Here is a 23,142-nt window from a genome sequence, read left to right as displayed (position 1 = left end):
CCTTGGTAAAACAAGGTTCACAGCCTAATTTCTTTATATAATATAAGGTGAAGTATGCATTCTCTCAATCTTTTATCCCATTATTTTCTCGTTAAATTCATATTTCTTTCTTTAATTCTTTCGTTATTCCAATATTTCTTTTTACCTTTGCGCCCGTTGAGTGAGAATTAACCCAATTAATAATGATGTTACAAACAACGAAATTCAATCAAGCTAACGTTTGCGCCTTATATAATAAAGGTGTAAATGCACGTGCTATTGCATTGGATTCTTTAACATCTCAAAACGAGAAAAAGATAGCAAATTATTTGGTAGTTCCAAATAATTGTATACTCTCTCTCTCTCTCTCTCTCTCTCTCTCTCTCTCTCTCTCTCTCTCTCTCTCTCTCTCTCTCTCTCTCTCTCTAGTAGAGCAGGCGTAAATTACACATTTTTTTCTTCTCGCATACGCGCGCGCGAAGCGTGCCGTAAAGCCAGTAAACAAAGGACTTTTCGTAAGTTTCCTTTGTTTGTTTTTTCGTGTCTATCATTGAGAAGAAAAAGGGCAAAATAAGAATGACTATTATTCTAGAAATAACAAACAAAATAACAAGTTTAATTCAAAACAAACAAAATGAAAACAAAGATTTATTCGCTTTTATTGCTTCTCTTAGGATTGTTGCCAGGAAGCCTTTTTGCTCAAACGAGATATCACTATACAGATTCAGAAGGAACAATATGGACTTATCAACTGAATACGGCTGGTGATGCTGCAATTCTGATCAAGGATCCTATAACCAATGGTCCGACAGGACCAATGTGGGTAGACAGAGCAGCTGTCAATTCATTCGGAGTGACACAGAATTATCGTAAATATACTGGGGATATCCTTCATTTGCCATCAACAGTCAGTAATGGCACAAATGTTTATCCCGTAAAATCTGTGTCAGGTTTATTTATGAACGGTACTTACTTTGAGATTGAAAAACTTGTACTTCCTGCTTCATTAGAAGGTTCACAGTTGATACTTTTTCATTCCTGCATACGAAGAATAGTTGCGGAACCTGGAAATCATATTTCTGAGTTTGGTCAGTTTGGCTTAGCAGGTTGGCCACCTGCAGATTTTGCGAAAGATGAAACAGCTATAGGTAATGTTCTTTATTATGACTTCTCGGAATGTCCTTTGGATAATATTACAGGTGATCCGGGGCAAAATCTAGCTTTCTTTGTTACGCACGATAATGCCCTTCTGTTTACTAAAGCTACAACGAACTTCCAATTCAACGATCGGCGCATGAAGTCGAACTTTACAGGTTCTGATAATGTTGTGCGTGATGGTGTATGTGCATCATTACATATCGATGATGAAGAAGACTTTGAGAGCCCACGCACGTTCACCGCTACACAAGCGAAATACGAGCGTGTATTCTCCAACGTTGTTGGCAAAGCAGTTAGCACCCTTTACTTGCCTTATCCAACCGATCTCCCAAATGGCATGCGCGCCTACACATTGATAAGAAAAGGATTTGACGAGAACGGCGACAAGGCTTTCTGCTTTGCACCTGTTCCAGCCGGCACACGATTAGAGGCTTATAAGCCTTACTTGGTACAGATAACCGATGGCGCAAGCCATACATTGCCGACAATGCACAATGTGACTGTTCCCGCAACGCCTGATATTGAGAGCACAGCCGTTATGGCAAGTGCCGATAGCGATTGGAAGTTCTACGGTACCACGTTGAGAATAAAGAACGACAAGGCGTATGCTAAGAAAGCTTATTACTTGAACGGTAACAAATGGTGGGCAGTGCAGAATGGCGTAACGAACGACTATATTGCTCCTTTCCGTTGCTTTATCAGTAGTCCGACAGGTGCCGTGCCAGCAAAGAGTTTCTTAATGGTGCTTGACGAAGAAGACAACAATACAACCGGTATTAAATCGCTCGAAAACAAAACAAATGAGGACATCAAGAGCGGAAAATATCCTTTCTATTCTGTTGACGGCAAGTTGATAGGTAACGATTATAACGCGCTCGAAAGTGGTCAGATTTACATCGTGAATGGAAAGAAGTTTTATAAGATTTAATCAAATGGAGTTACAAACAATGAAAAAGAAAACCTATAACGCCCCACAATGTACCGCTGTGCAAATGAATGTTGAGAAATTTATTTGTCTTTCCATCCCTATTGGACCTGGTCCTGGCCCCGGCGGTGGCGGACAAGCAAAGGCTAATTATTTCTTTGACGAAGAAGATGAATCTGCTTCTGATTTTTCGGAGGCTGATTCGGAGGAATCAAAGGGAAATTAAGACGCATTTAAACGACTGATAAGAAACGCAGAAAATTGTTCGCGAAGAATCTAAAAAGAGTTCGCGAACAATTTTGATTTTGTTCGCGAACAATTTTTGTTTTGTTCGCGAACTATTTTTTATGCCTCTTATTATGGTGCCAAATTCATCAAGCACGGGTGTCGGATCCGTGGGGCACGAGTCCGACACCCGTGCCCCACGAAAGTACATTTCGTTGATGTTAACAGTTCTGACTTAAAAGTTAGAAAGAAACTCGTATGCTGTTGGAAGAAAAATTATATGCTGTTCCCCGTAAATTTCCAACGTGTTTGCGATTTACGGGGAACGTGTTAGAAGAAAATTTATATACTGTTCCCCGTAAATTTATATACGGTTAGAAATTTACGGGGAAGCGGTTAGAAAAATATTTTTATCAAATAAAAATTTTCGGCTAACCGTATATAATTTCAGCACTGACCTTTGAGCTTTTAGCATTACCAGTAGGGACAGACTCCCTCGTCTGTCCGCTATGTAAGCAACAACACATTGACTAACAAATGTATTTAAGCGAACAGACGGGAGCGTCTGCCCCTACTTTTAGTATATTGAAAATAATTTGTTTGATGTCTGCTATTAGACACTCCTTATTAAGTTGGATTGCATCTGAGGAATCGTTTATAACCAAGCAAATTACATGTAAATTTAAAAAGGATGTGCCTGGACACATCCTTTTTTCAGTTCTAAATACAATCCTTTCTAGTTTCTAAATACTAAGCCCTCGCCAAAGCTGTCGATGATAACAGGCTTGTCACGGTTGACTGTACCTGCAAGCAATGACTTACTGAGGTCGTTCAATACGTAACGTTGGATAGCTCTCTTGACAGGACGCGCACCGAACTCTGGGTCGTAGCCAACATCTGAAAGATAGTTGATGGCTGGGTCAGTCCACTGAAGTTCAATACCCTGTGGCTCTAACATATCCTTAACTCTTTCGAGCTGCAGACGAACAACATCACCAATCTGCTCTTTTGTCAATGGCAAGAACATGATAGTCTCGTCGATACGGTTGAGGAACTCAGGACGTATCGTCTTCTTCAACATATCCATTACCGCAACTTTTGCCTTGTCGATTACCTCCTCACGGTTAGTATCGTTAAGATGTTCAAACTGTTGCTGGATGTATTGTGAACCAAGATTAGACGTCATGATGATAATCGTATTCTTGAAGTTCACTGTTCGTCCCTTATTGTCTGTCAGATGACCATCGTCCAACACCTGCAGAAGGATGTTGAATACGTCAGGATGTGCCTTCTCAATCTCATCAAAGAGTACGACAGAGTAAGGCTTGCGGCGTACAGCCTCAGTCAACTGACCACCCTCATCATAGCCTACATATCCTGGAGGCGCACCGATGAGTCGAGTTACACTGAACTTCTCTTGATACTCACTCATATCAATTCGCGTCATCATAGACTCGTCATTGAAAAGATAATCAGCCAATGCTTTTGCCAACTCAGTCTTACCGGTACCCGTTGTACCTAAGAAGATGAAGGATGCAATAGGCTTCTTCGGATCTTGCAATCCTGCACGTGAGCGACGAACCGCATCTGCTACAGCTGTGATAGCCTCATCTTGTCCGATGACACGTTTATGTAGTTCATCCTCCAAGTGGAGCAGTTTATCCTTCTCACTCTGTAACATTCGTGTGACAGGAATACCTGTCCAACGGCTCACAACCTCAGCAATATCATCTGCTGTAACCTCCTCGCGCACCATAGCTTGCCCATCTTGTGTCGCTTGCAACTGCTGTTGGATGTTCTTGATATCGTCTTCTAATTGCTTTAGTCGTGAGTATCTAATCTCGGCAACACGCTCGTAATTACCCTCACGCTCGGCACGGTCAGCCTCATACTTGAGCTGCTCAATCTCTTGTTTGTCCTGCTGAATCTTATTCACCAGTCCACGTTCGCCTTCCCACTTAGCGCGGAATCCATGTTCCTGCTCTTTGAGTTCAGCGATTTCCTTGTCGAGTTGTGCAATCTTCTCTGTGTCGTTCTCACGCTTAATAGCCTCACGCTCAATCTCAAGCTGCTTCAATCTACGACTGATTTCATCCAACTCCTCTGGTACAGAGTCGCGTTCCATACGTAGTTTTGCTGCAGCCTCATCCATTAAGTCGATAGCCTTATCAGGCAAGAAGCGGTCTGAGATATAACGCTCAGAAAGCTTAACAGCTGCGATACAAGCATCATCTTGGATACGTACCTTGTGATGATTCTCATAACGTTCCTTCAATCCACGAAGGATAGAGATAGCATCCAACTCGTCAGGTTCATCTACTAATACGGTCTGGAAACGACGCTCAAGAGCCTTATCTTTCTCAAAATACTTCTGATATTCATTCAGTGTTGTTGCACCGATAGCTCTCAATTCGCCACGTGCTAAGGCTGGTTTAAGGATGTTAGCAGCATCCATGGCACCTTCGCCACCACCTGCGCCAACCAATGTGTGAATCTCGTCAATGAAGAGAATGATGTTACCATCAGCCTGCATCACCTCCTTAACAACACTCTTAAGACGCTCCTCGAACTCACCTTTATACTTAGCACCAGCCAACATCGCACCCATATCCAATGAATAGAGTTGCTTGTCCTTTAGGTTTTCTGGCACATCACCACGAACGATTCTCTCTGCTAAGCCCTCAACGATAGCTGTCTTACCAGTACCTGGCTCACCAATGAGGATAGGGTTGTTCTTTGTACGACGAGAAAGAATCTGCAATACTCTTCGAATCTCCTCATCACGACCAATCACTGGGTCGAGTTTTCCTGCACGTGCATCCTCGATAAGGTTGCGTGCATATTTCTGTAATGACTGATAGTTCTCATCACCACTTTGTGACTGTACCTTCTGACCTTGTCTAAGATCATTGATAGCAGCTGTCATCTCCTTCTCAGTACAACCCGCATCTTTCAAAATACGGCTTGCAGTTGAGTTCACCGCAAGTAGGGCGAGCAGCATCGGTTCGATACTAACGAATTCATCACCCATCTTCTGAGAGGTCTCTATAGTACGCTGCATTACCTGATTGGTCTCAGAAGATAGGTAAGGTTCACCACCAGATACTTTTGGTAAGTGGCTCATCTCATTCTGAATAGCAGTCTCCACAGCTTGTGCATTGACGCCAATTTTCTGGAAGACGTAATTTATTACGTCCTTTCCTTTATCCATTACACCAGCTAATATGTGTACTGGCTCAATGGTCTGCTGTCCATTTCGCTGTGCAATGTTTATCGCACTCTGAACAGCTTCTTGTGCTTTGATTGTAAATTTCTCAAATGTCATATTTAAATCTCCTTCCTATAGCCCTACACCTTTATAATAGGTTTCGGAACTTGTTCTTATTTTTTGTTTCTATTGCCTATATCTCAAACCTTGTGCCTATAGGTGTTTTGTGTCAAATTGTCGTTTGTTTTAGACAAATTGTCAGTTAGTCGATTTTAGAAAAGGGAGGGGGAGGAGGTTGGGAACGTGCTCTTCAATGTTCAGTTCTCTTGGTGTTTACAGCATATAAATGCACAGATATAAATAAGTAAGCCCCAAAGAATATAGAAAACCTTTCGTAAGGCATATCTGTTTGTTCCATCCAAAGATAAGAAAAGATATAAGACTTATCCAATATATAAAGGGACGAGCTAAAGCAATTATATAATAAGTCACTTATAGCAACTCTAAGTTTGCAGTAAGAAACTTAAAGTTGCTCTGTTTGATATTTCTTATAATTCTAAATACAAAAGGTAAACTTTATCATTTCCAAGTTTTGAAGACGCATTTTTGTCCGTATTTTTCGTATATTGATTTTATAAAGACCATAAAATGGCTTGCAAATAACGCCCAATTGGCTTGCAAAAGATGCCCTTTTGAAGCCTTACTAAGCACCTTTTTAAATCTATTTTTGCAACTTGTTGATAGTAAGAAACTTACAGGGGTGCTAAAACAAATCACTTTTAGCCCAATTTTAACCGGCAAAATTATTTTTCATAAATTTTCGGGATGTTTTGTGTAGTATCAATTTGATAAATGGTTGATAATCAAGTATAGGGTATTGTAACGAGGAGTAAAATCTGATTTGTAGGACACAGTCATATCAAAATTATTTTGTTACTTTGCACTCATGCACGCAAATGTACAGACACGATTCAACCCTGCCACAGGGGACATGGCTCCTTATTATCGCATCAAGGAGTCATATCGTGATGTGCAGGGTCATGTACATTCGCTAATTCTTTTGAACATCGGGTTCGAACCTTCACTTACTGCTGTACAGGTTCGAAAAATTGCATACGCTCTTACCGAACGCTTCAAAAACAGAAGTACACCCTCGCTTTTCAAAGAATACCTTGACGGTCTTACTCCTATTGAACAGGCAAAGGCTGACGAATGGTGGAGCCGTATGGAGAAAGAAGGTGGAATCGATCGGTTTAATAAGGAAGAGCAGAGGTCGCTGAGAAAATATGAGAACTACATAGACCTTGAGACGGCAAACTATACTGACGCAAGGAATGTTGGTGCTGAGTGGCTCTGCAAGCAGACAATAGACAAGCTGCAATTAGAGGGTTTCCTGCGCAAAAACGGCTGGACGGAAAATGCAATACACACGGCTTTGTCAGCATTGATTGTTCGCACGGTATATGCTGTTTCTGAACGTTCATCTTATTATTATTTGCGCGATAACTCGGCTGCCGCTGAACTTTATAGTGGAGTTCCTGGCTGGACACCAGGAATCAATTCTCTGTATAAAATCACTGATAAATTATATGAACTAAAGGAACAGTTAGAGCATCATCTGTGCAGCATTACTGACGTTCTCTTTAATATAGACAACAAGTTGATGCTCTTCGACTTAACCAACTTCTATTTCGAGGGTAGCAAGCGTAATAGCGATAAAGCCAAGTTCGGTCGTTCAAAAGAAAAGCGCTCTGATTGTAAGCTACTTGTACTTGCATTATGTATCAATAAAGAAGGTTTTATACGTTATTCTTCTATCTTGGAGGGTAATACAGCAGATTCCAAGTCTCTACCCAATATGATTGATACGCTGGCAAAGAGGAATCCATCAAGAACCAAAGATACGCTTGTTGTCATGGATGCAGGTGTTGCCACAGAAGAGAACTTGGAGTTAATAAAGAAAAAGGGTTACAATTATCTCTGCGTATCCCGTACGCAAATGAAGGACTATACGCTCAGTGATGATAACAAGAGTGTTACGGTAATGGATGCCCGTCGGCAGAAGATAACGCTGAAAGAGATTAAGACAGAGGATGATAAGGATTATTATCTCGAAATAACATCTCCTTCGAAAGCTATGACAGAGTCGTCCATGAACAGGGTTTGGAGAGAGCGTTTTGAGATGGAACTGCAGAGGATAAACGAAGGAATCTCCAAGAAAGGTGGAACAAAAACCTATGAAAAGGTTGTTGAACGTACAGGACGTGCCATACAGAAGTACCCTTCTATAGCGAAGTTCTACCAGATAAGCTACATAAAAAATGAGAAGAAACCCAAGCAGATGCTGCGTGTAGACTGGGAGATAAAAGACCTCTCGGCAATGGAATCTGGTCATGGAGTCTATTTCCTCCGCAGCAATGTCAGGACACTTTCTGAACGTGTAACATGGGAATACTACAATCTCATTCGTGAGATAGAATGTACGAACAGACAACTAAAGAATGATCTCAACCTCCGTCCTATCTATCATCAGAAAGATGAGCGAAGCGACGCACACCTTTTCTTCGGTTTATTAGCCTACTGGGTGGTAAACACTATCCGTTGTCAATTAAAACGAGAAGGAGAATCCAGTTACTGGACTGAGATTGTACGACGTATGAGCATCCAAAAGCTCGTCACCACAAAAGGGAAGAATCCATTAGGTGAAACCATCGAGATGCGCCAGTGCAGTAGTCCTTCGAAGCAAGCAAAACAGATATACGATAAGTTGAACTTAAAACACTCACCATTCAAAAAGAATAAAATTTGTAGGACACAGAGCCCATAAGAAAAACGAGGAAAGTATGGTGACAGTAACAATTAGGCGAAGGTGGGTGTTAAACTTGGGTTAGATAGGGGATGTATCAAATATATCGTAATTCTATTTTATGAATATATTTGATACATCTTTTTTATTGAAACTTATTTTTGTTTGGCAAGTTCTTTTTATATAGGCTTAGTGTTTATGTTTTCCAATATATTCTTTCGCTATAACGCCTCTCACTATTCGTTCTTTATGCATGTGTTGTAAGTTAGCACATATTGTGTTTATGCTCCGCACATATGGTGCTGATGCTCCGCACACGTAGTGTTGTTGGTAAGTTATAGTACAAATAAAATAGGATACCCTTGTAGAGTATCCTATTTAATTTGTTAGAAATTCCACCAGTGCTTTTTCTTAGGTGGTTTATGATCTTCAAACGAATGATGCGCAAAGTTACGGCTTTCCCATGTTTCGTTATTGGTAATCATTTGATAGATAGTTCCCCAGTCTGGTAATCCACCAAGATTACGGTCATCGATAAACATTTCTACCTTTAACTTTCTTGAAAAATGATTGTTCTTCTCTTTTTCTTCTTCAGGATAATCCTTGTTTACAGCCCAAAAGTCTACCCCACGTTCATGGCACCAATCAACAGCCTCTTGGAGTAGTTCGCCTTCTCTGACGCTCCATAAGATAAGTTGGTGACCATCTTTAATTAGCATTTTAAGCGTATCGGTAGCGAAAGGGATTTCGCTACCGATTTTAGGATATTTATGTTCTACGATGGTTCCATCGAAGTCAACTGCAATAATCATTGTCTGTTAGTTTATCGCTTTATAGAGTCATCGTGCTTATTGCCATAGTGGCTGTTAGCATAGTTACCATAATTGCCATAGTTTCCATACTGTCCATAGCTTGTACCGTAGCTTGCTCTACCATACCTACCATACTTGCCATAACCGCCATAGCCATAGTAATAGCTATATTTTCTCTTAGACATGTCAATACCATTGAGAACAATAGCCATGTTAGGGAACTTCTTCTCGTTTGCAAGTGCATTAATCAAGTTGAAGCTTGACTTTGGAGTATAGTCTGCACGACACATATAGATAGAAGCATTTGCAACGCGCGCAATCTGAAGAGTATCTGTAACAAGACCGACTGGTGCGGTATCAATCATGATATAATCATATTTCTCCTTCAAGAGATTAATGATAATATCTAATGAATTACGTGCAATAAGCTCTGCTGGGTTTGGAGGAATTGGACCTGCCATGAGGAGATCAAGATTCTTATTAACTCCTGAAGGCAAAATCTGCTCATATATATCTTCTATCGTTGGATTATCCTTTACAAGAAGGTTTGTAATACCATGCTTGTGATCGTTGATACCGAACAACTCTGCCAAACGTGGACGACGAATATCAAGACCAACCAAGATAACTTTCTTGCCTAAGAGACCGAAACTAACAGAAAGGTTTGCTGCGTTAAAGGTCTTACCCTCACCAGAAGTAGATGAAGTGAAGAGTACAACCTTCTGTCCTTCCTTAAGCATAAACTGAAGGTTGGTACGCATTGAACGGAAGATTTCTTCCATCTGGTTGTTCTGGTTTTCATGTACAACGATATCTGCTTTACCCTTCGCCTTATTACTTGCAATAGCAACGTCTGCAATGATTGGTAACTTGGTAAGGCGAGCAACATCGTCATGGCCCTCAATCTTATAACGGAAGAATTGTAAGATAAGGATTACCAATACTGGAAGTACTAAGCCAATTAGTAAAGCAACAAGCATAATTGATGTTGACTTTGGACTAATCTTACCTAACAACTGTGGGTCATCAATAAGTTTACCTTTATCGGCTGTTGCTGCCAAAGAAATGTTGTTTTCCTCACGCTTTTGGAGTAACATCAAGTACAAACCAGACTTTACTTCCTGCTGACGGTCAATCTGTGTCAGCATTCGTTCCTGCTGTGGAGTCTCAGCAACCTGTTCATTAAACTTATTAACTTGTGACAAAACTGCATCACGCTGAATCTGTAGGTTCTGACGTGCAGCACCAATCGCACGACGAATGTTACCATTTAGCTCACGAATTTGTGCTGTAAGTGGCTCTACAACAGGAGAACTTTCTGAAGCACTGCGGAGTAATCGATTACGCTCAAGTACTAACTCGTTATATTTGTTAATCAGAGATGTAGAACTTTGGTCATCCAAACCTACATTAGAAGGAATTACTTGAGAAAGATTACGAGATGAACTTTCAACCTCTCTTGCAATTGTATTGAACAATTCAATCTGTGTCTCAACCTCTGCAAGCTTTAATTCAGAGCTATTCTGATTTGCTACAGAGTTACCTGCGTTCATCTTCAACTCTACAATACCATTTTGCTGTTTATAGTTCTGCAACTGACCTTCAGTCTTGCCCAGTTCGGCATTAATCTTACCCAAACGATCATTGATGAACTTATCTGTACGAAGTGCAATGGTATTCTTGTCCTCATTTGCTTGACGGTTATATACAATTGCTAACTGCTTCAAGTAATCAAGAGAACGCTGTGGTACTTCGTCTGTAAGCTGTAGCTGCGCAATAGAGGTTGACTTTGCTGTCTGTGCAACTTGAAGTTCGTTGACATACTTATTAGATGCCATTCTTGGTGAGAGAATACTTACATTAAGAACATCTGCATTCTTTAATGAATGTACGTAATTAGGACTAATCGTAATAATACCCGCACGAGTCGCTATTGTTGCAGGAAGGCTGGTGAACTTTCTATTAATAGAATATGGACCTTCATTTGAATTGTCGTTAGTTGGTACATAGTAAGTTCCAGTAACAGTGTAAGTTAAACTGTCTCTTGTGATGCTCAAGTTAATAGGAGCATTCAATCTTTCAAGATGAGTCTGATCTACATCAACGTTAAGAGGCTGATTGCGATAAAGAATAATATCCTTAACTCTTCCCTTTGTTGTGTAGTTAACATATAACTTCAAGTCTCTAATAGCATCTTCTGCAATAGAGTGTGATGTCAGAATCTCCATCTCGTTATCAATACCAGTTGAATTTGAGATAATACCAAGATTTGACATGTTCTGTAAAGAGGAACCACGTCTATTGCTATTACTTTCGTCCTTGATCAGCAACTTTGCAGTAGACTGATACATTGGTGTGGCATATCTAAGATAGATTGCTCCTAAACTACCGAAAATAATTAATGACAGTACGAACCAGTACCAGTTGAGTACAATGGTTCGATACAAGGTGGCAAAATCAAAGGAGGAGTTACTTTCATTAACTTCAAGTTCCTTCCCTTGCTCTAATTTAGTTGTTTCTTCCATATTTATTACTTTTCTTATCATTCAGTAAGGAATTTATTTTGGATTACTCTTCTCCTCAGCAAGCTGAAGGAGATATTTACCATAGTTATTCTTAATCATTGGTTGTGCTTCTTCTCGAAGCTTCTCTGTGGTTATCCACCCTTTTTTGTATGCTATTTCTTCCAAGCATGCAACCTTAAGTCCTTGTCGTTTCTCAATACATTCTATAAAAGTACTTGCCTCCGACAAACTGTCATGTGTGCCAGTGTCAAGCCATGCAAAACCACGTTGTAGAGTCTGTACCATTAATTTATCTTCTTTAAGATAACACTGATTGACAGTTGTAATCTCTAACTCTCCTCGTGGTGATGGTTTAATATTCTTCGCAATCTCAACAACACTATTAGGGTAGAAGTAAAGTCCTACAACAGCGTAGTTACTCTTTGGATGTTCGGGCTTTTCTTCTATGCTAAGACATTTTCCAGTCTTATCAAATTCAGCAACACCATATCTCTCAGGATCATTTACATAATAGCCAAATACTGTAGCTTTGTTCTCTTTTTCAGCCATTTGTACGCTATTTTGTAATAATGAACTGAAGCCTGCTCCATAGAAAATATTATCTCCCAAGACCAAGCAAACAGAATCATTCCCAATAAACTTCTCGCCTATGATAAATGCTTGCGCAAGACCATCTGGTGAAGGTTGTTCTGCGTATTCAAAGCGTACTCCAAAACTACTTCCATCTCCTAAAAGACGTTTAAAGCCTGGTAAGTCAAATGGGGTAGAGATGATTAGGATCTCTTTAATTCCAGCCAGCATCAAAACTGATACCGGATAGTAAATCATTGGTTTATCGTAAATTGGTATAAGCTGCTTGCTTATTCCTTTTGTGATAGGGTAGAGGCGTGTGCCTGAACCGCCAGCGAGAACTATTCCTTTCATAATAGTGTGGTTTGATATCTGTTTTTTAATTAGTAGTTATTGTTTACCTTTATATGCTTTAACGCTAAATACCTATAGTCGTATCCTACCATATGTGCTTTAAGTGTAAATATGGGTGGTAATAGGGTTGTACTCAATATGAGCAAGTCATTGAGGACAACCAATCCTTTCGTTAAGTATTTGTTGTTACATGCTTTCATTTGCAATATTGCTATCTTGATTGCAAAGGTAATAAATTTAATTTAATTAAAAGCTGTGAAAATGAGAAATCATTTACTGAATAGGTGAATTTCATGTTTTTTTATTAACTTTGCAATCGAGTAAAAATTAAAAGTGCATCTTAATAACTTTAAAACTTTAAACAAAAGATATGGGATTCTTATCAAAACTCTTTGGGAAGAATGATGCTACACAGTCAAAGACTGGTGGTATGGAGGACTATATGACACTTGTTCGAGTTTATTTTCAAGCAGTGCTTGCAACTCGTTTGGGTATCAATAATTTAGCAATGCTTCCAGATTTACGTACCTACAAGCAGACTTTCCGTGTCCCTACGTTGAATAATAAGTTGGGACCTGGCGAAAAAGCAAGCGTACGAAAGACTATGAAAAATATTTATAATGTTGATGATAACTTCTTTGATGAGATAGATGCAAGTATCAAAAAGAATTGTAAGAAGATGCAGGATATTCAGCCTTATCTTTATCAATTCCAAGGTTTCACACAAGATTTGATGATGCTTGTGGGTAATTTGATGAAGTTTAAGTTGCGTGTTCCTGGCTTTTTCAAGAAAGCTATCTATACGATGACGGAGAAGACTGTAAATGACATATACGAAAAGAATAGTTTCTCTGATCCAGGTGTTATTAAGGCTGTTATGTCAGTTCGCCAATATAATCAGCGTCTTGGATTTAGTCGTAAATGGACCACAGACTTCGTTTATCAAGTAGTTTCACTTGCTAAGAAGGAACCTAAACCTGCTGAAGAGGCAGAGTCAAAATAATTAAGCATATATTTGCTTAAATAGAAACTTTAATGTAATTTTGTAGCCAAAACGAATAGATTAGCTATGAATGCAAATGAGAAGATTCTGAATACGTTTGCGACGCGTGTTCGTCAGATGATTCTTCAGTACGAAGCACTGAAGAAGGAAAATGACGAGTTATATGCGCTTGTCGACCAACGTGACCAGGAGATAAAGCAACTGCAGGGTGAGTTATCTCAAGCAGAAGCTGATTATAACTCGTTGAAGATGGCTAAAATGCTTGAAGTTACGGATGGTGATATGGAAACTGCGCAAAAGCGTGTGGCCAAACTTATCCGAGATGTAAATAAGTGTATCACACTTCTAAGTGAGAAATAAAACAGAATATAATGGCAGACGATAAGTTACATATAAGATTGCATGTCTATGATGCAGAACTCTCCGTAAACGTTCCACGAGAGGATGAGGAGTATTATCGTTCGGCAGCCAAGCTTATTACCGACACAATTAATACTTATTCAACTCTTTTTAAGGGTAAGAAGGGGGATAAGGATATTATATATATGGCAATGTTGGATATTGCATTGCGATATAAGAAAGAAGGTGTACGTAATGATACTGCTCCATTCAATGATATTCTCAGTAAACTCACTTCAGAAATTGAAGATGCACTGAAGTAATAGTGAGAATATTTAATTTAAATCATAAAAAGAATCAATGAGTCCAATAGTAACAGTTATAATAGCTGTGGTATGCCTTTCAGCAGGATGTGCTGGTGGATTTGCTATTTTCCGTTATATCTTAACTGGAAAATACAAAGATACAATGGATAAAGCAGAGAAAGCTGCAGAGGTAATTAAAGAAAAGAAACTTCTTGAAGTTAAGGAGAAGTTTCTTAATAAGAAAAGTGAACTCGAGAAAGAGGTTCAACAGCGCACATTGAAGATTCAGCAGGGTGAAAATCGCTTGAAGCAGCGTGAGGTTGCATTGAATCAACGTCAAGAAGAGATTAATCGTCGTAAGCAGGATGTTGATCAGCAGCAGCAGCGTGTTGATAATGAGAAGAAGCTGCTGCAGATTAAGCAGCAGGATCTTGAGAAGATGCAGGAGCTGGAGCGAATGAAACTCGAGGAACTCTCTGGTCTTAGTTCTGAAGAAGCTAAGAAGCGTTTGATTGAAAGTTTGAAGGATCAAGCAAAGCTTGACGCAGCTTCATATATTAATGAGATTGTTGATGAAGCAAAACTAAATGCTAATCAGCAGGCTAAGAAAATAGTCATCCAGACCATCCAGCGTGTTGCAACCGAAACAGCTATTGAGAATTCAGTAAGCGTTTTCCATATAGATAGCGATGAGGTGAAGGGACGTATTATTGGTCGTGAAGGTCGTAATATCCGCGCTTTGGAGGCTGCAACAGGTGTTGAGATTGTAGTTGATGATACTCCAGAAGCTATTGTTATTTCAGCTTTTGATCCTGTTCGCCGTGAGATTTGTCGTTTGGCACTTCATCAGCTTGTTGCTGATGGACGAATTCACCCAGCACGTATCGAAGAAGTTGTTGCTAAGGTTAAGAAACAACTTGATAATGAAATCATTGAAACAGGTAAGCGTACAGCTATTGACCTTGGAATTCATGGTCTCCATCCAGAGTTGATTCGTATTGTTGGTAAGATGAAATATCGTTCTTCATATGGTCAGAACCTTTTACAGCATGCCCGTGAAACAGCAAATCTTTGTGCTGTTATGGCAAGTGAGTTAGGTTTGAATCCAAAGAAGGCAAAGCGTGCAGGCTTATTGCATGATATCGGTAAGGTACCAGACGAAGAGACTGATTTACCACATGCTCTTTATGGAGGTAAGATTGCTGAGAAATATAAGGAGAAACCAGATATTTGCAATGCCATTGCAGCTCACCACGATGAGGTTGAGATGACTACACTTCTTGCACCTATCGTTCAGGTATGTGATGCTATCTCTGGTGCTCGTCCAGGTGCTCGTCGTGAGATTGTGGAAGCTTATATCAAGCGTCTGAATGATCTTGAAGCGATTGCAATGAGTTATCCAGGTGTAACAAAGACTTATGCTATTCAGGCTGGTCGCGAACTCCGTGTAATCGTTGGTGCTGACAAGATGGATGATGCAGAAAGCGAGAAGCTCAGTTCTGAGATTGCAGAGAAGATACAGAATGAAATGACCTATCCAGGACAGGTTAAGATTACGGTTATTCGTGAGATTCGTTCTGTTGCTTATGCAAAGTAAAGTTTGAAGTAATTTGATTTATTATAGAAAGCACTCCAATATGGAGTGCTTTTTTGTTTTACTATTCATAATTTGAAGTAATTTATATGAAAAACAAAAGCCCTCGCAATGCATGGAGTTATTTCCACGGATTGTCGAGGGCTTTTATTCTATTTTTATCTACTCTATTAGCAGCCAGAACCATCAAGGCGACAAGATGCTGCTGGTGCCTCATTAAGGTTGATACCTGCTTCTTCAGGTGACAGTGTCACAGTACCATCCTCAAGGACAAAGCAAGGAACTCCAGCATATCCGTGCTTCTTAGCTTCATCAAACACTGCATTGTTATCGCGAAGACGGAGGAATTCTTTAAGATACTTTATATGTGAGCCAATATCAATTACCTCGTAACGGTTGTCACCTTCTACGCGCTTATCAACTGCAATACAGTCAGGACAAGTATTCATTCCATATATTTTAATCATAATCAAATGTTTTTAGATTCAACTCTAAAGTTTATTATATTTTTTACCTCAATTTTTCACTATCTTAGTGATTACAAATCTTAGTTGTATCAACAGTGAATCCCCCTTTAGCAGGCATAAACTTACCACGTTCTGTCAAGAAATCTACTAATTCCTCAGCGTTCATTCCGTCTATAGAACAAGTATGAAAACGCTCCTCTTCACCGAAGTGCTCTATAATTGCCTTTACTAAATCTTCTTTTGTTTCATAACTATTACCCTCCATCATATGGAGTACATCATGTCCATGTGCCATATTTTATTCTATTTTGTTAATAAATTCGTGCATTGAATCATTCTTTGTACAATCTTATATAAGCAAAAGATGTGCCATGTGTTAAATTAACTAATTTTAATTGCTTAAAAGTGATAATATGACATAATTTAATTACTTTTGTCTTTGCTGACAGATATTATTGGTAAAATGTCAGTCACATTTGATGTAAAAACTACTTAAGTGACTCTTTCATATTCACTTAGAGAAGTATAGTGTTTATAAAAATATTTGATAGTAATTATATTATGATGAAGAAACTTTTGCTTGCTTTTGCAGCTACAATGTTGTTGTTATCTTCATGTGGCACTTCTAAAATGGGGGTAGAGAAATCTAATATTGTAAGTTATACAGAAGCTCGTAATTATTTTCATATTGGTAATGAGACCAAACCGATAATAAAGAAGATTACTTCACAGGAAACTCTTGCAAAAGAGTTTGGTGAGGCAGCTTTTATGGGTAAGGGCGGTGAACCAACCAAGATTGATTTTAATAAGAACTTTGCAATTGCTTATATTCTCCCGCAAACAAATCGGAAGACAGACTTGGCACCTCTTTCATTGACTTTAAAGAAGAAGCGTCTTGAATTGCAATACAAGTTAGAACAAGGAAAGGCACAAACCTACTTTACACAACCATTTTTCATTATCGTCGTTGATAAGAAATATGTTGATTATAATATTGTAGAAATTAAAGGTTGGGATTAGTAGTAGTGTCTAATGGAAGCAGCATGTCTTAACCAAAAGAGGCTCAGTAGAAAAAAGGTGGGGAAATTTTCTTAATTAATATATTTTTCTTTCCTTTGTATCATGGAAGAAAAATATCTATATCATTTAGCCGAATTCGTTTTACCCAGTGATGTATTACATTATTTCTCTATTGTTAAGATAGAGTCTGATACTTCATTGTTACGTATTTATCTTGATGAGAAGATGGAGAAAGAACTTTCCGATGATCTTCATTTTGAATCAAAAGGCTTTATGGAAGCTGTCGAGGTGACGGACTTTCCGATTCGTGACCATAAGGTTATTTTGGTTCTTCGTCGACGTCGCTGGATAGATATTCGTACAGGTAAGAGTTTCTCTCTTCCCTTGCAGATAGATATTACAGCCTCCGGCACTCGTTATTCCAAAGAGTTCGGAGCTTTTTTAAAAGAAACGTATGGAGACATCCCCAGTGACCTGCCGTACGCTTGAGGAATTCTATCATATCAATGGACGTAGTTTTGAGAAACAATACAAGGAAACATTAAGCGGTTACAGGTCCTGGGATCAGTTGTCTCATGCTCAGAAGTGGCTTCTCTTTGAGGATAATATTGGTAAGAACATAGCAATAGACGAGACATCCTTGTCCAATGGTGAACTCTATACGATTATCACTAATAGGGACAAACACGGCAAGCAAGGATGTCTTGTAGCCATTGTTGCTGGAACCAAATCCTTGGATGTCTGCAAGGTATTGGATAAGATAGATGAGAAGAAACGGGAAGCTGTAGAAGAGGTCACCTTGGACTTGTCCGATAGTATGCGTAAGATTGTAAGGCATTGTTTTCCAAAAGCTAAACGAGTGATTGATCGCTTTCATATACAGAAACTTGCAAGTGATGCCGTGCAACAGATGAGAATAGAGTATCGCTGGGCAGCTTTACAGCAAGCAAATGACGAGAAAGAGAATGCGAAGTTAGAAAAGATAGCGTATCAACCACTGACTTTTGAAAATGGAGATACACGTAGTGAACTGCTGGTAAGAAGTAGGTACCTGTTGTTCAAATCATCAGAGAAATGGACTGATGAACAGAAGCTAAGAGCCAAAATACTGTTCAGAGAATATCCTGACATTAAAAAGGCTTACGGTTTATCACATTCGCTAAGAATGATTTTTGCTAAGAATACTATCAAAGATGCAGCCAGACTATCATTGGCAAAATGGTATAATAACGTCGCAGAAGCTGGCTTTCATTCCTTTAATGTCATTGCTGCAACTTTCTACGAACATTACGAAGACATACTTAACTTTTATATTAACAGATCTACAAACGCTGCTGCGGAATCCTTCAATGCAAAAATAAAACTATTTAGGGCTAACTTAAGAGGAGTTGTAGATAAAAGTTTCTTTCTTTTTAGACTTGCCAAACTATATGCCTTTCCCCACTAAATATCTACTGCCCCCCAAAAGATACTGTTTAGATGCTACTGAATCTTGTAATAATAAATAAGGATAACTTTCTTAAGTTGTCCTTATTTTTATATCTAATAATCAGTGAGCGGAATACGGGAATCGAACCCGCCTCCCAGGCTTGGGAAGCCCGTGCACTACCGATGTGCTAATTCCGCAAATGGAGCCGATACCCGGACTCGAACCGGGGACCTACGCATTACGAATGCGTTGCTCTACCAACTGAGCCATATCGGCGGTATTGCGTTGCAAAGTTACATTAAAAAAAACAAACAGCCAAATTTTTGATTTATGTTTTTGTTATTAGTTTTGTAGTTAAGCGATATATATTTTAGTTATAAGGAAGGTAAATTATATTGTTGGTTTCTTAAATCTAAATTGCACATTATAGCCTGCACACTTTTTGTTTTATTGTTGATCAGAGTGTTTGTCTTTTGGGTGCAGGCGAGCAGGCTACGTCAAGTAAGCTATGTTGAGTTACAAAGAATAAGAAATTAAAGATGTTAGGAGACAATGCCATAGTAACAAACTATCTATAGTGTATTTTAATGAACGATTTTGGGTTAGTATAGACTTTACTCTGGCTGAGACAGTTCTTTGTTGTTTATTGTTTTATAATTTATGTGTTTTTCAGTTGTGATTTATGGTATTTCGTTTTGACTTTTTCATTATTATTGATAACTTTGTATTCGATAATATATGGTATGATATTTATCTAATTGAGAATAGGCGTAAAGCTATACAAATGCCTGTTCATGATTGATGTAATAGATCATAATGTAGAAACCTAATTCATTATAACCTTATGAAAAAAAATATCACGCTCTTGTTCTTGGTTGTCACACTAACTGCCGCAGCACAGGATTTTAATCATTACTTTGAGGATGCAACGCTTCGTCTTGATTACATTTTTTCAGGTAATGCTAAGCATCAGGCCATTGCTGTAGACGAGTTGTCACGCATACCACGATGGTATGGTAAGCATGAACGATTGGCTGAGGTGCCTGTCGAGGGAAATGGTCAAGTTATTGTTCGTGACCATCGTACACAAAAGGTTATTTATCGAAATTCATTCTCAACACTTTTTCAGGAATGGTTGACGTATGATGAGGCAAAGAAACCTTCTGGTAAAGCATTTGAAAATGTCTTTCTCGTTCCTTTCCCAAAGGATTCTGTAGATATAACAGTAGAACTAAGGAACAACCGTCGTGAGGTAACAGTATCTATGAGTCATACTGTTAATCCAAAGGATATTCTCATTCGTCACATTGGTGAACGTTCTGTAACACCTTACGAAACATTGCAAAAGGCTGCAGACACGACACGTTGTATTCACATTGCTTATGTTGCAGAGGGATATACAGAGGCGGAGATGGCAAACTTTATAGAAGATTGTCGCACTGCTAATGAAGCTCTTTTTGCGCATGAGCCATTTAAGTCACTGCGTCAACGCTTTAATGTTGTAGCTGTTAAGTCACCATCTATGGAGAGTGGTACGTCTGAACCATCAAAGGGTATTTGGAAAAACACGGCACTTCACTCACATTTTGATACATTCTACAGTGACCGTTATCTGACAACATTGCATCTAAAGGATTTACATGACTGGTTGGCTGGTACACCTTATGAGCATATCATCGTACTTGTAAATACAGAGAAGTATGGCGGCGGTGGTATTCTGAACTCTTATAACCTTTCAATGGTGCGTAATCCTTATTTCAAGCCTGTTGTTGTACATGAATTTGGACATTCCTTTGCTGGTCTGGGTGATGAATATGCATACGAAAAGGAGCAGATTAATATGTATCCAACTGATGTAGAACCTTGGGAGCCAAACCTTACAACTTTAGTTGACTTCCATGGAAAATGGGAGAATCTTATTAACAAGAAGACACCAGTTCCAACTCCTCAGCCAGCTGATCTTGATAAACCTAATGCACGTTATGATAAGTGGAAGGTGGGTGTTTATGAACCTGCAGGCTATTCTCAGCATGGTGTTTATCGCGCATATCCAGACTGCCGTATGCGTACAAATATGCACCCTGAATTCTGTCCTGCTTGCAATTTAGGACTTACAAAACTTATTAAGTTCTATACGGGAGAGTAGGGGAATGTTAGTTTAGTTTACATTCCATTGAATTGGATTGTATTAATGAACTCATAAAAACGGCTTATGTATTACTTTAGTATTGTTCTGAGAATACATAAGCCGTTTGGTATGTAAGAAGTTGCTTACATCGTGTATTGTGTTTAGTGCTTAGCACCATTGGGGTTTACCCACCGCACGACATGTGCTGGGCATCAACACGATGTGTGCGGAGCTGTATTACAATGATTGAAGATGAGAATTTAGGAGATATTATACCCGTTTTATTGAATATTGTAAATTGCTAATGGATAATGTGGGGTATTGGAAAACGCTAATTTTGTTATATGGTAATTTTACGAATAGAGGTGTACCAATCATTTGGTACACCTCTATTGTATAATATCTTTTATAAATCTTGTGTTTAGTAAGCGAAGAGAGGATAGTCCTTCATCGTCACATTCACTTTCTCACGTACACGCTTGATAACCTGCTCGTTCTCTGGGTCTGACAATACCTCATCAATAAGGTCAGCACAGAGTAACATCATATCTTCCTTACAGCCACGTGTTGTCATAGCAGCTGTTCCAAGTCGCAAACCGCTGGTCTGGAACGCAGAACGCTCATCGTATGGCACCTTATTCTTATTAGCTGTTATGTCAGCAGCAACAAGTGCATTCTCAGCAACCTTACCAGTAAGGTCTGGATACTTCTGACGTAGGTCGAGCAGCATAGAATGGTTGTCTGTGCCACCGCTAACAATGCTGAAGCCTTTCTCAACAAGTGCTTGAGCAAGAACAGAAGCATTCTTCTTCACCTGTGTTGCATATTCCTTCCAGCTTGGTAGGAGGTTCTCACCAAAGCCAACAGCCTTAGCTGCAATAATATGTTCCAATGGACCACCCTGGTTACCAGGGAATACAGCAGAATTAAAGAGCATAGACATAGGCTTCAAATCACCCTTCTTGGTTGTTAAACCCCAAGGATTATCGAAGTCCTTACCCATAAGGATAATACCGCCACGAGGACCACGGAGTGTCTTGTGAGTTGTTGTGGTAACAATATGAGCATATTTTACAGGGTTATCGAGCAGACCTGCAGCAATAAGACCAGCAGGATGAGCCATGTCAACCATTAATAATGCACCTACCTCATCAGCAATCTTGCGCATCTGCTTATAATCCCACTCACGGCTGTAAGCAGAACCACCACCGATGATAAGCTTTGGCTTGTGCTCACGTGCGAGACGCTCCATCTCGTCATAGTCAACACGACCAGTCTCACGGTTCAATGTATAGCCAACATGGTTATAGAGGATACCAGATGTATTCACCTCACTACCATGAGATAGATGACCGCCTTGGTCAAGATCAAGTCCCATGAATGTGTCGCCTGGTTTCAGCACGGCAAGCAACACAGCCTGGTTAGCCTGCGCACCAGAGTGAGGCTGCACATTGGCATATTCAGCACCAAAGAGTTGCTTTACGCGCTCAATGGCAAGTGTTTCAACTTGGTCAACCACTTGACAACCACCATAATAGCGTTTGCCTGGATAACCTTCAGCATACTTGTTTGTTAGGTAAGATCCCATGGCTTGCATAACTTCGTCACTGACGAAATTCTCTGATGCAATCAGCTCCATACCTTTGAGCTGGCGTTTGTGTTCCATCTCAATAAGGTCAAAAATTTCTTGGTCTCTTCTCATGTGTATTGAATGTTTATGGGGAATCATTTTCAGTAAATGAACCCCTGGTTAGTGATACGTTGCAAATATACGAATTAATGTTCTAACTTGCAAGTGTATCAAAAAAATAATGTAACTTTGCATTTATAATGGTTCGTCTGCATCATTACAATGGTGTGTCGAAAGTATTAATTGATAATATATTACAACATTATCTATGAAGCTAAAAGAGTTATTCCAAGCTTACGAGTTTGATGAAATTTATCCACAGATAGGACTTATGTTTCCTAAAGGTCGCCATTTGCGTGTGCAGTTTGGTAATGCATACAATTTATTGTTAACGCTTAACCCAGTTGCGTCAAAGAAGCAGATTCGTTATCAGTTAATGGAAGATCCAGATACTAACGAGATGTTCTATGGAGCAGATGACCATGACTTTAATGGTCCGTGGGAAGTTCTTCTTGGTAAGGAAGTTAAGAAAGAACCTAAGGTTGACCTTACAAATGAAGAATTGGTTGCTAACTGTTTATTGAATACTGTTTTGATAGGTCGCCATCCTCGTTCATTTGAAAAGGATTATCAAGCTATTGTGAAGTAGAAGATAGTTGACAATT

The 23,142-nt window shown here is 39.3% G+C and carries 20 protein-coding genes and 2 tRNA genes; 13 read left to right on the top strand and 9 right to left on the bottom strand.

What is annotated here, in order from left to right:
• Positions 1-182: 182 nt before the first annotated feature.
• The 3 genes from J4861_RS08665 to J4861_RS08655 all read left to right on the top strand — a co-directional run bounded on the left by J4861_RS08665 (position 183) and on the right by J4861_RS08655 (position 2,288).
• Entirely contained in the window at positions 183-422 is a 240-nt protein-coding gene (locus J4861_RS08665; RefSeq protein ID WP_211817629.1) for a hypothetical protein, read from the top strand.
• A gap of 191 nt (positions 423-613) precedes the next feature.
• Complete coding sequence (locus J4861_RS08660; protein WP_211817628.1) at positions 614-2,065, top strand: hypothetical protein; 1,452 nt, start codon at positions 614-616, stop codon at positions 2,063-2,065.
• A 19-nt stretch (positions 2,066-2,084) separates the two neighbouring features.
• Entirely contained in the window at positions 2,085-2,288 is a 204-nt protein-coding gene (locus J4861_RS08655; RefSeq protein WP_211817809.1) for a hypothetical protein, read from the top strand.
• 735 nt (positions 2,289-3,023) lie between these two features.
• Here J4861_RS08655 and clpB read toward each other — a convergent pair.
• On the bottom strand, positions 3,024-5,612 hold the full coding sequence (clpB, locus tag J4861_RS08650) for an ATP-dependent chaperone ClpB (RefSeq protein ID WP_211812574.1): 2,589 nt from the start codon (positions 5,610-5,612) through the stop codon (positions 3,024-3,026).
• Positions 5,613-6,441: 829 nt separating this feature from the next.
• Here clpB and J4861_RS08645 point away from each other — a divergent pair.
• Positions 6,442-8,322, top strand: coding sequence for an IS1634 family transposase (locus J4861_RS08645; RefSeq protein WP_211817627.1), 1,881 nt, complete (start codon positions 6,442-6,444; stop codon positions 8,320-8,322).
• 365 nt (positions 8,323-8,687) lie between these two features.
• On the opposite strand, the gene J4861_RS08640 is transcribed toward J4861_RS08645, so the two are convergent.
• The 3 genes from J4861_RS08640 to rfbA are packed head-to-tail and all read right to left on the bottom strand — an operon-like array spanning position 8,688 to position 12,562.
• Positions 8,688-9,113, bottom strand: coding sequence for a BT0820 family HAD-type phosphatase (locus J4861_RS08640; protein WP_211817626.1), 426 nt, complete (start codon positions 9,111-9,113; stop codon positions 8,688-8,690).
• Positions 9,114-9,124: 11 nt separating this feature from the next.
• Complete coding sequence (locus J4861_RS08635) at positions 9,125-11,638, bottom strand: GumC family protein (RefSeq protein ID WP_211817625.1); 2,514 nt, start codon at positions 11,636-11,638, stop codon at positions 9,125-9,127.
• Positions 11,639-11,671: 33 nt separating this feature from the next.
• Positions 11,672-12,562 carry a glucose-1-phosphate thymidylyltransferase RfbA gene (rfbA, locus tag J4861_RS08630; protein ID WP_211817624.1) on the bottom strand — a complete coding sequence of 297 codons (891 nt, stop codon included), beginning with the start codon at positions 12,560-12,562 and terminating at the stop codon, positions 11,672-11,674.
• Positions 12,563-12,932: 370 nt separating this feature from the next.
• Here rfbA and J4861_RS08625 point away from each other — a divergent pair, with 370 nt between their 5' ends.
• The 4 genes from J4861_RS08625 to rny all read left to right on the top strand — a co-directional run bounded on the left by J4861_RS08625 (position 12,933) and on the right by rny (position 15,806).
• Positions 12,933-13,565 (top strand): hypothetical protein, encoded by a 633-nt coding sequence (locus tag J4861_RS08625; RefSeq protein WP_211817623.1) that lies wholly within the window; start codon positions 12,933-12,935, stop codon positions 13,563-13,565.
• Between the two features lie 66 nt (positions 13,566-13,631).
• Positions 13,632-13,925: a hypothetical protein gene (locus tag J4861_RS08620; protein WP_211817622.1), complete on the top strand. Its 294-nt coding sequence runs from the start codon at positions 13,632-13,634 to the stop codon at positions 13,923-13,925.
• Between the two features lie 11 nt (positions 13,926-13,936).
• On the top strand, positions 13,937-14,227 hold the full coding sequence (locus tag J4861_RS08615) for a cell division protein ZapA (RefSeq protein ID WP_004360862.1): 291 nt from the start codon (positions 13,937-13,939) through the stop codon (positions 14,225-14,227).
• Between the two features lie 37 nt (positions 14,228-14,264).
• Positions 14,265-15,806 (top strand): ribonuclease Y, encoded by a 1,542-nt coding sequence (rny, locus tag J4861_RS08610; RefSeq protein ID WP_211817621.1) that lies wholly within the window; start codon positions 14,265-14,267, stop codon positions 15,804-15,806.
• Positions 15,807-15,973: 167 nt separating this feature from the next.
• On the opposite strand, the gene J4861_RS08605 is transcribed toward rny, so the two are convergent.
• Positions 15,974-16,270 carry a glutaredoxin-related protein gene (locus J4861_RS08605; RefSeq protein ID WP_211817620.1) on the bottom strand — a complete coding sequence of 99 codons (297 nt, stop codon included), beginning with the start codon at positions 16,268-16,270 and terminating at the stop codon, positions 15,974-15,976.
• A 64-nt stretch (positions 16,271-16,334) separates the two neighbouring features.
• A complete protein-coding gene (locus tag J4861_RS08600; RefSeq protein WP_036864078.1) occupies positions 16,335-16,565 on the bottom strand; it encodes a YecH family metal-binding protein in 231 nt (76 codons plus the stop codon).
• A gap of 266 nt (positions 16,566-16,831) precedes the next feature.
• Between J4861_RS08600 and J4861_RS08595 the strand changes: the two genes are divergently transcribed.
• From J4861_RS08595 to J4861_RS08585, 3 genes are all read left to right on the top strand, one after another.
• Positions 16,832-17,290 (top strand): hypothetical protein, encoded by a 459-nt coding sequence (locus J4861_RS08595; protein ID WP_013264535.1) that lies wholly within the window; start codon positions 16,832-16,834, stop codon positions 17,288-17,290.
• A gap of 102 nt (positions 17,291-17,392) precedes the next feature.
• Positions 17,393-17,779 (top strand): ISAon1 family transposase N-terminal region protein, encoded by a 387-nt coding sequence (locus J4861_RS08590; RefSeq protein WP_211816387.1) that lies wholly within the window; start codon positions 17,393-17,395, stop codon positions 17,777-17,779.
• On the top strand, positions 17,745-18,737 hold the full coding sequence (locus J4861_RS08585) for an ISAon1 family transposase (RefSeq protein ID WP_211816388.1): 993 nt from the start codon (positions 17,745-17,747) through the stop codon (positions 18,735-18,737). Before J4861_RS08590 ends, J4861_RS08585 begins: the two co-directional genes overlap by 35 nt.
• 108 nt (positions 18,738-18,845) lie before the next feature.
• Here J4861_RS08585 and J4861_RS08580 read toward each other — a convergent pair.
• Positions 18,846-18,916, bottom strand: a tRNA-Gly gene (locus J4861_RS08580).
• Between the two features lie 3 nt (positions 18,917-18,919).
• Positions 18,920-18,995: transfer RNA gene (locus tag J4861_RS08575), tRNA-Thr, on the bottom strand.
• A 568-nt stretch (positions 18,996-19,563) separates the two neighbouring features.
• Between J4861_RS08575 and J4861_RS08570 the strand changes: the two genes are divergently transcribed.
• Positions 19,564-20,865, top strand: a complete 1,302-nt coding sequence (locus tag J4861_RS08570) for a M64 family metallopeptidase (protein ID WP_211817619.1) — start codon at positions 19,564-19,566, stop codon at positions 20,863-20,865.
• Between the two features lie 403 nt (positions 20,866-21,268).
• On the opposite strand, the gene glyA is transcribed toward J4861_RS08570, so the two are convergent.
• Positions 21,269-22,549: a serine hydroxymethyltransferase gene (gene glyA / locus J4861_RS08565; protein ID WP_211817618.1), complete on the bottom strand. Its 1,281-nt coding sequence runs from the start codon at positions 22,547-22,549 to the stop codon at positions 21,269-21,271.
• Between the two features lie 196 nt (positions 22,550-22,745).
• Here glyA and J4861_RS08560 point away from each other — a divergent pair, with 196 nt between their 5' ends.
• Positions 22,746-23,126 carry a hypothetical protein gene (locus J4861_RS08560; RefSeq protein WP_013264595.1) on the top strand — a complete coding sequence of 127 codons (381 nt, stop codon included), beginning with the start codon at positions 22,746-22,748 and terminating at the stop codon, positions 23,124-23,126.
• Positions 23,127-23,142: the final 16 nt, after the last annotated feature.

The organism is Prevotella melaninogenica (assembly GCF_018127925.1).
Lineage (GTDB): Bacteria > Bacteroidota > Bacteroidia > Bacteroidales > Bacteroidaceae > Prevotella > Prevotella melaninogenica_C.
This window is presented reverse-complemented; position numbering and strand designations above follow the sequence as displayed.

Excerpts from the sequence above, each read along its gene's own strand:
- J4861_RS08665 (WP_211817629.1), top strand. The coding sequence starts at position 183 with ATGATGTTACAAACAACGAAATTCAATCAAGCTAACGTTTGCGCCTTA.
- J4861_RS08660 (WP_211817628.1), top strand. The coding sequence starts at position 614 with ATGAAAACAAAGATTTATTCGCTTTTATTGCTTCTCTTAGGATTGTTG.
- J4861_RS08655 (WP_211817809.1), top strand. The coding sequence starts at position 2,085 with ATGAAAAAGAAAACCTATAACGCCCCACAATGTACCGCTGTGCAAATG.
- clpB (WP_211812574.1), bottom strand. The coding sequence starts at position 5,612 with ATGACATTTGAGAAATTTACAATCAAAGCACAAGAAGCTGTTCAGAGT.
- J4861_RS08645 (WP_211817627.1), top strand. The coding sequence starts at position 6,442 with ATGCACGCAAATGTACAGACACGATTCAACCCTGCCACAGGGGACATG.
- J4861_RS08640 (WP_211817626.1), bottom strand. The coding sequence starts at position 9,113 with ATGATTATTGCAGTTGACTTCGATGGAACCATCGTAGAACATAAATAT.
- J4861_RS08635 (WP_211817625.1), bottom strand. The coding sequence starts at position 11,638 with ATGGAAGAAACAACTAAATTAGAGCAAGGGAAGGAACTTGAAGTTAAT.
- rfbA (WP_211817624.1), bottom strand. The coding sequence starts at position 12,562 with ATGAAAGGAATAGTTCTCGCTGGCGGTTCAGGCACACGCCTCTACCCT.
- J4861_RS08625 (WP_211817623.1), top strand. The coding sequence starts at position 12,933 with ATGGGATTCTTATCAAAACTCTTTGGGAAGAATGATGCTACACAGTCA.
- J4861_RS08620 (WP_211817622.1), top strand. The coding sequence starts at position 13,632 with ATGAATGCAAATGAGAAGATTCTGAATACGTTTGCGACGCGTGTTCGT.
- J4861_RS08615 (WP_004360862.1), top strand. The coding sequence starts at position 13,937 with ATGGCAGACGATAAGTTACATATAAGATTGCATGTCTATGATGCAGAA.
- rny (WP_211817621.1), top strand. The coding sequence starts at position 14,265 with ATGAGTCCAATAGTAACAGTTATAATAGCTGTGGTATGCCTTTCAGCA.
- J4861_RS08605 (WP_211817620.1), bottom strand. The coding sequence starts at position 16,270 with ATGATTAAAATATATGGAATGAATACTTGTCCTGACTGTATTGCAGTT.
- J4861_RS08600 (WP_036864078.1), bottom strand. The coding sequence starts at position 16,565 with ATGGCACATGGACATGATGTACTCCATATGATGGAGGGTAATAGTTAT.
- J4861_RS08595 (WP_013264535.1), top strand. The coding sequence starts at position 16,832 with ATGATGAAGAAACTTTTGCTTGCTTTTGCAGCTACAATGTTGTTGTTA.
- J4861_RS08590 (WP_211816387.1), top strand. The coding sequence starts at position 17,393 with ATGGAAGAAAAATATCTATATCATTTAGCCGAATTCGTTTTACCCAGT.
- J4861_RS08585 (WP_211816388.1), top strand. The coding sequence starts at position 17,745 with ATGGAGACATCCCCAGTGACCTGCCGTACGCTTGAGGAATTCTATCAT.
- J4861_RS08570 (WP_211817619.1), top strand. The coding sequence starts at position 19,564 with ATGAAAAAAAATATCACGCTCTTGTTCTTGGTTGTCACACTAACTGCC.
- glyA (WP_211817618.1), bottom strand. The coding sequence starts at position 22,549 with ATGAGAAGAGACCAAGAAATTTTTGACCTTATTGAGATGGAACACAAA.
- J4861_RS08560 (WP_013264595.1), top strand. The coding sequence starts at position 22,746 with ATGAAGCTAAAAGAGTTATTCCAAGCTTACGAGTTTGATGAAATTTAT.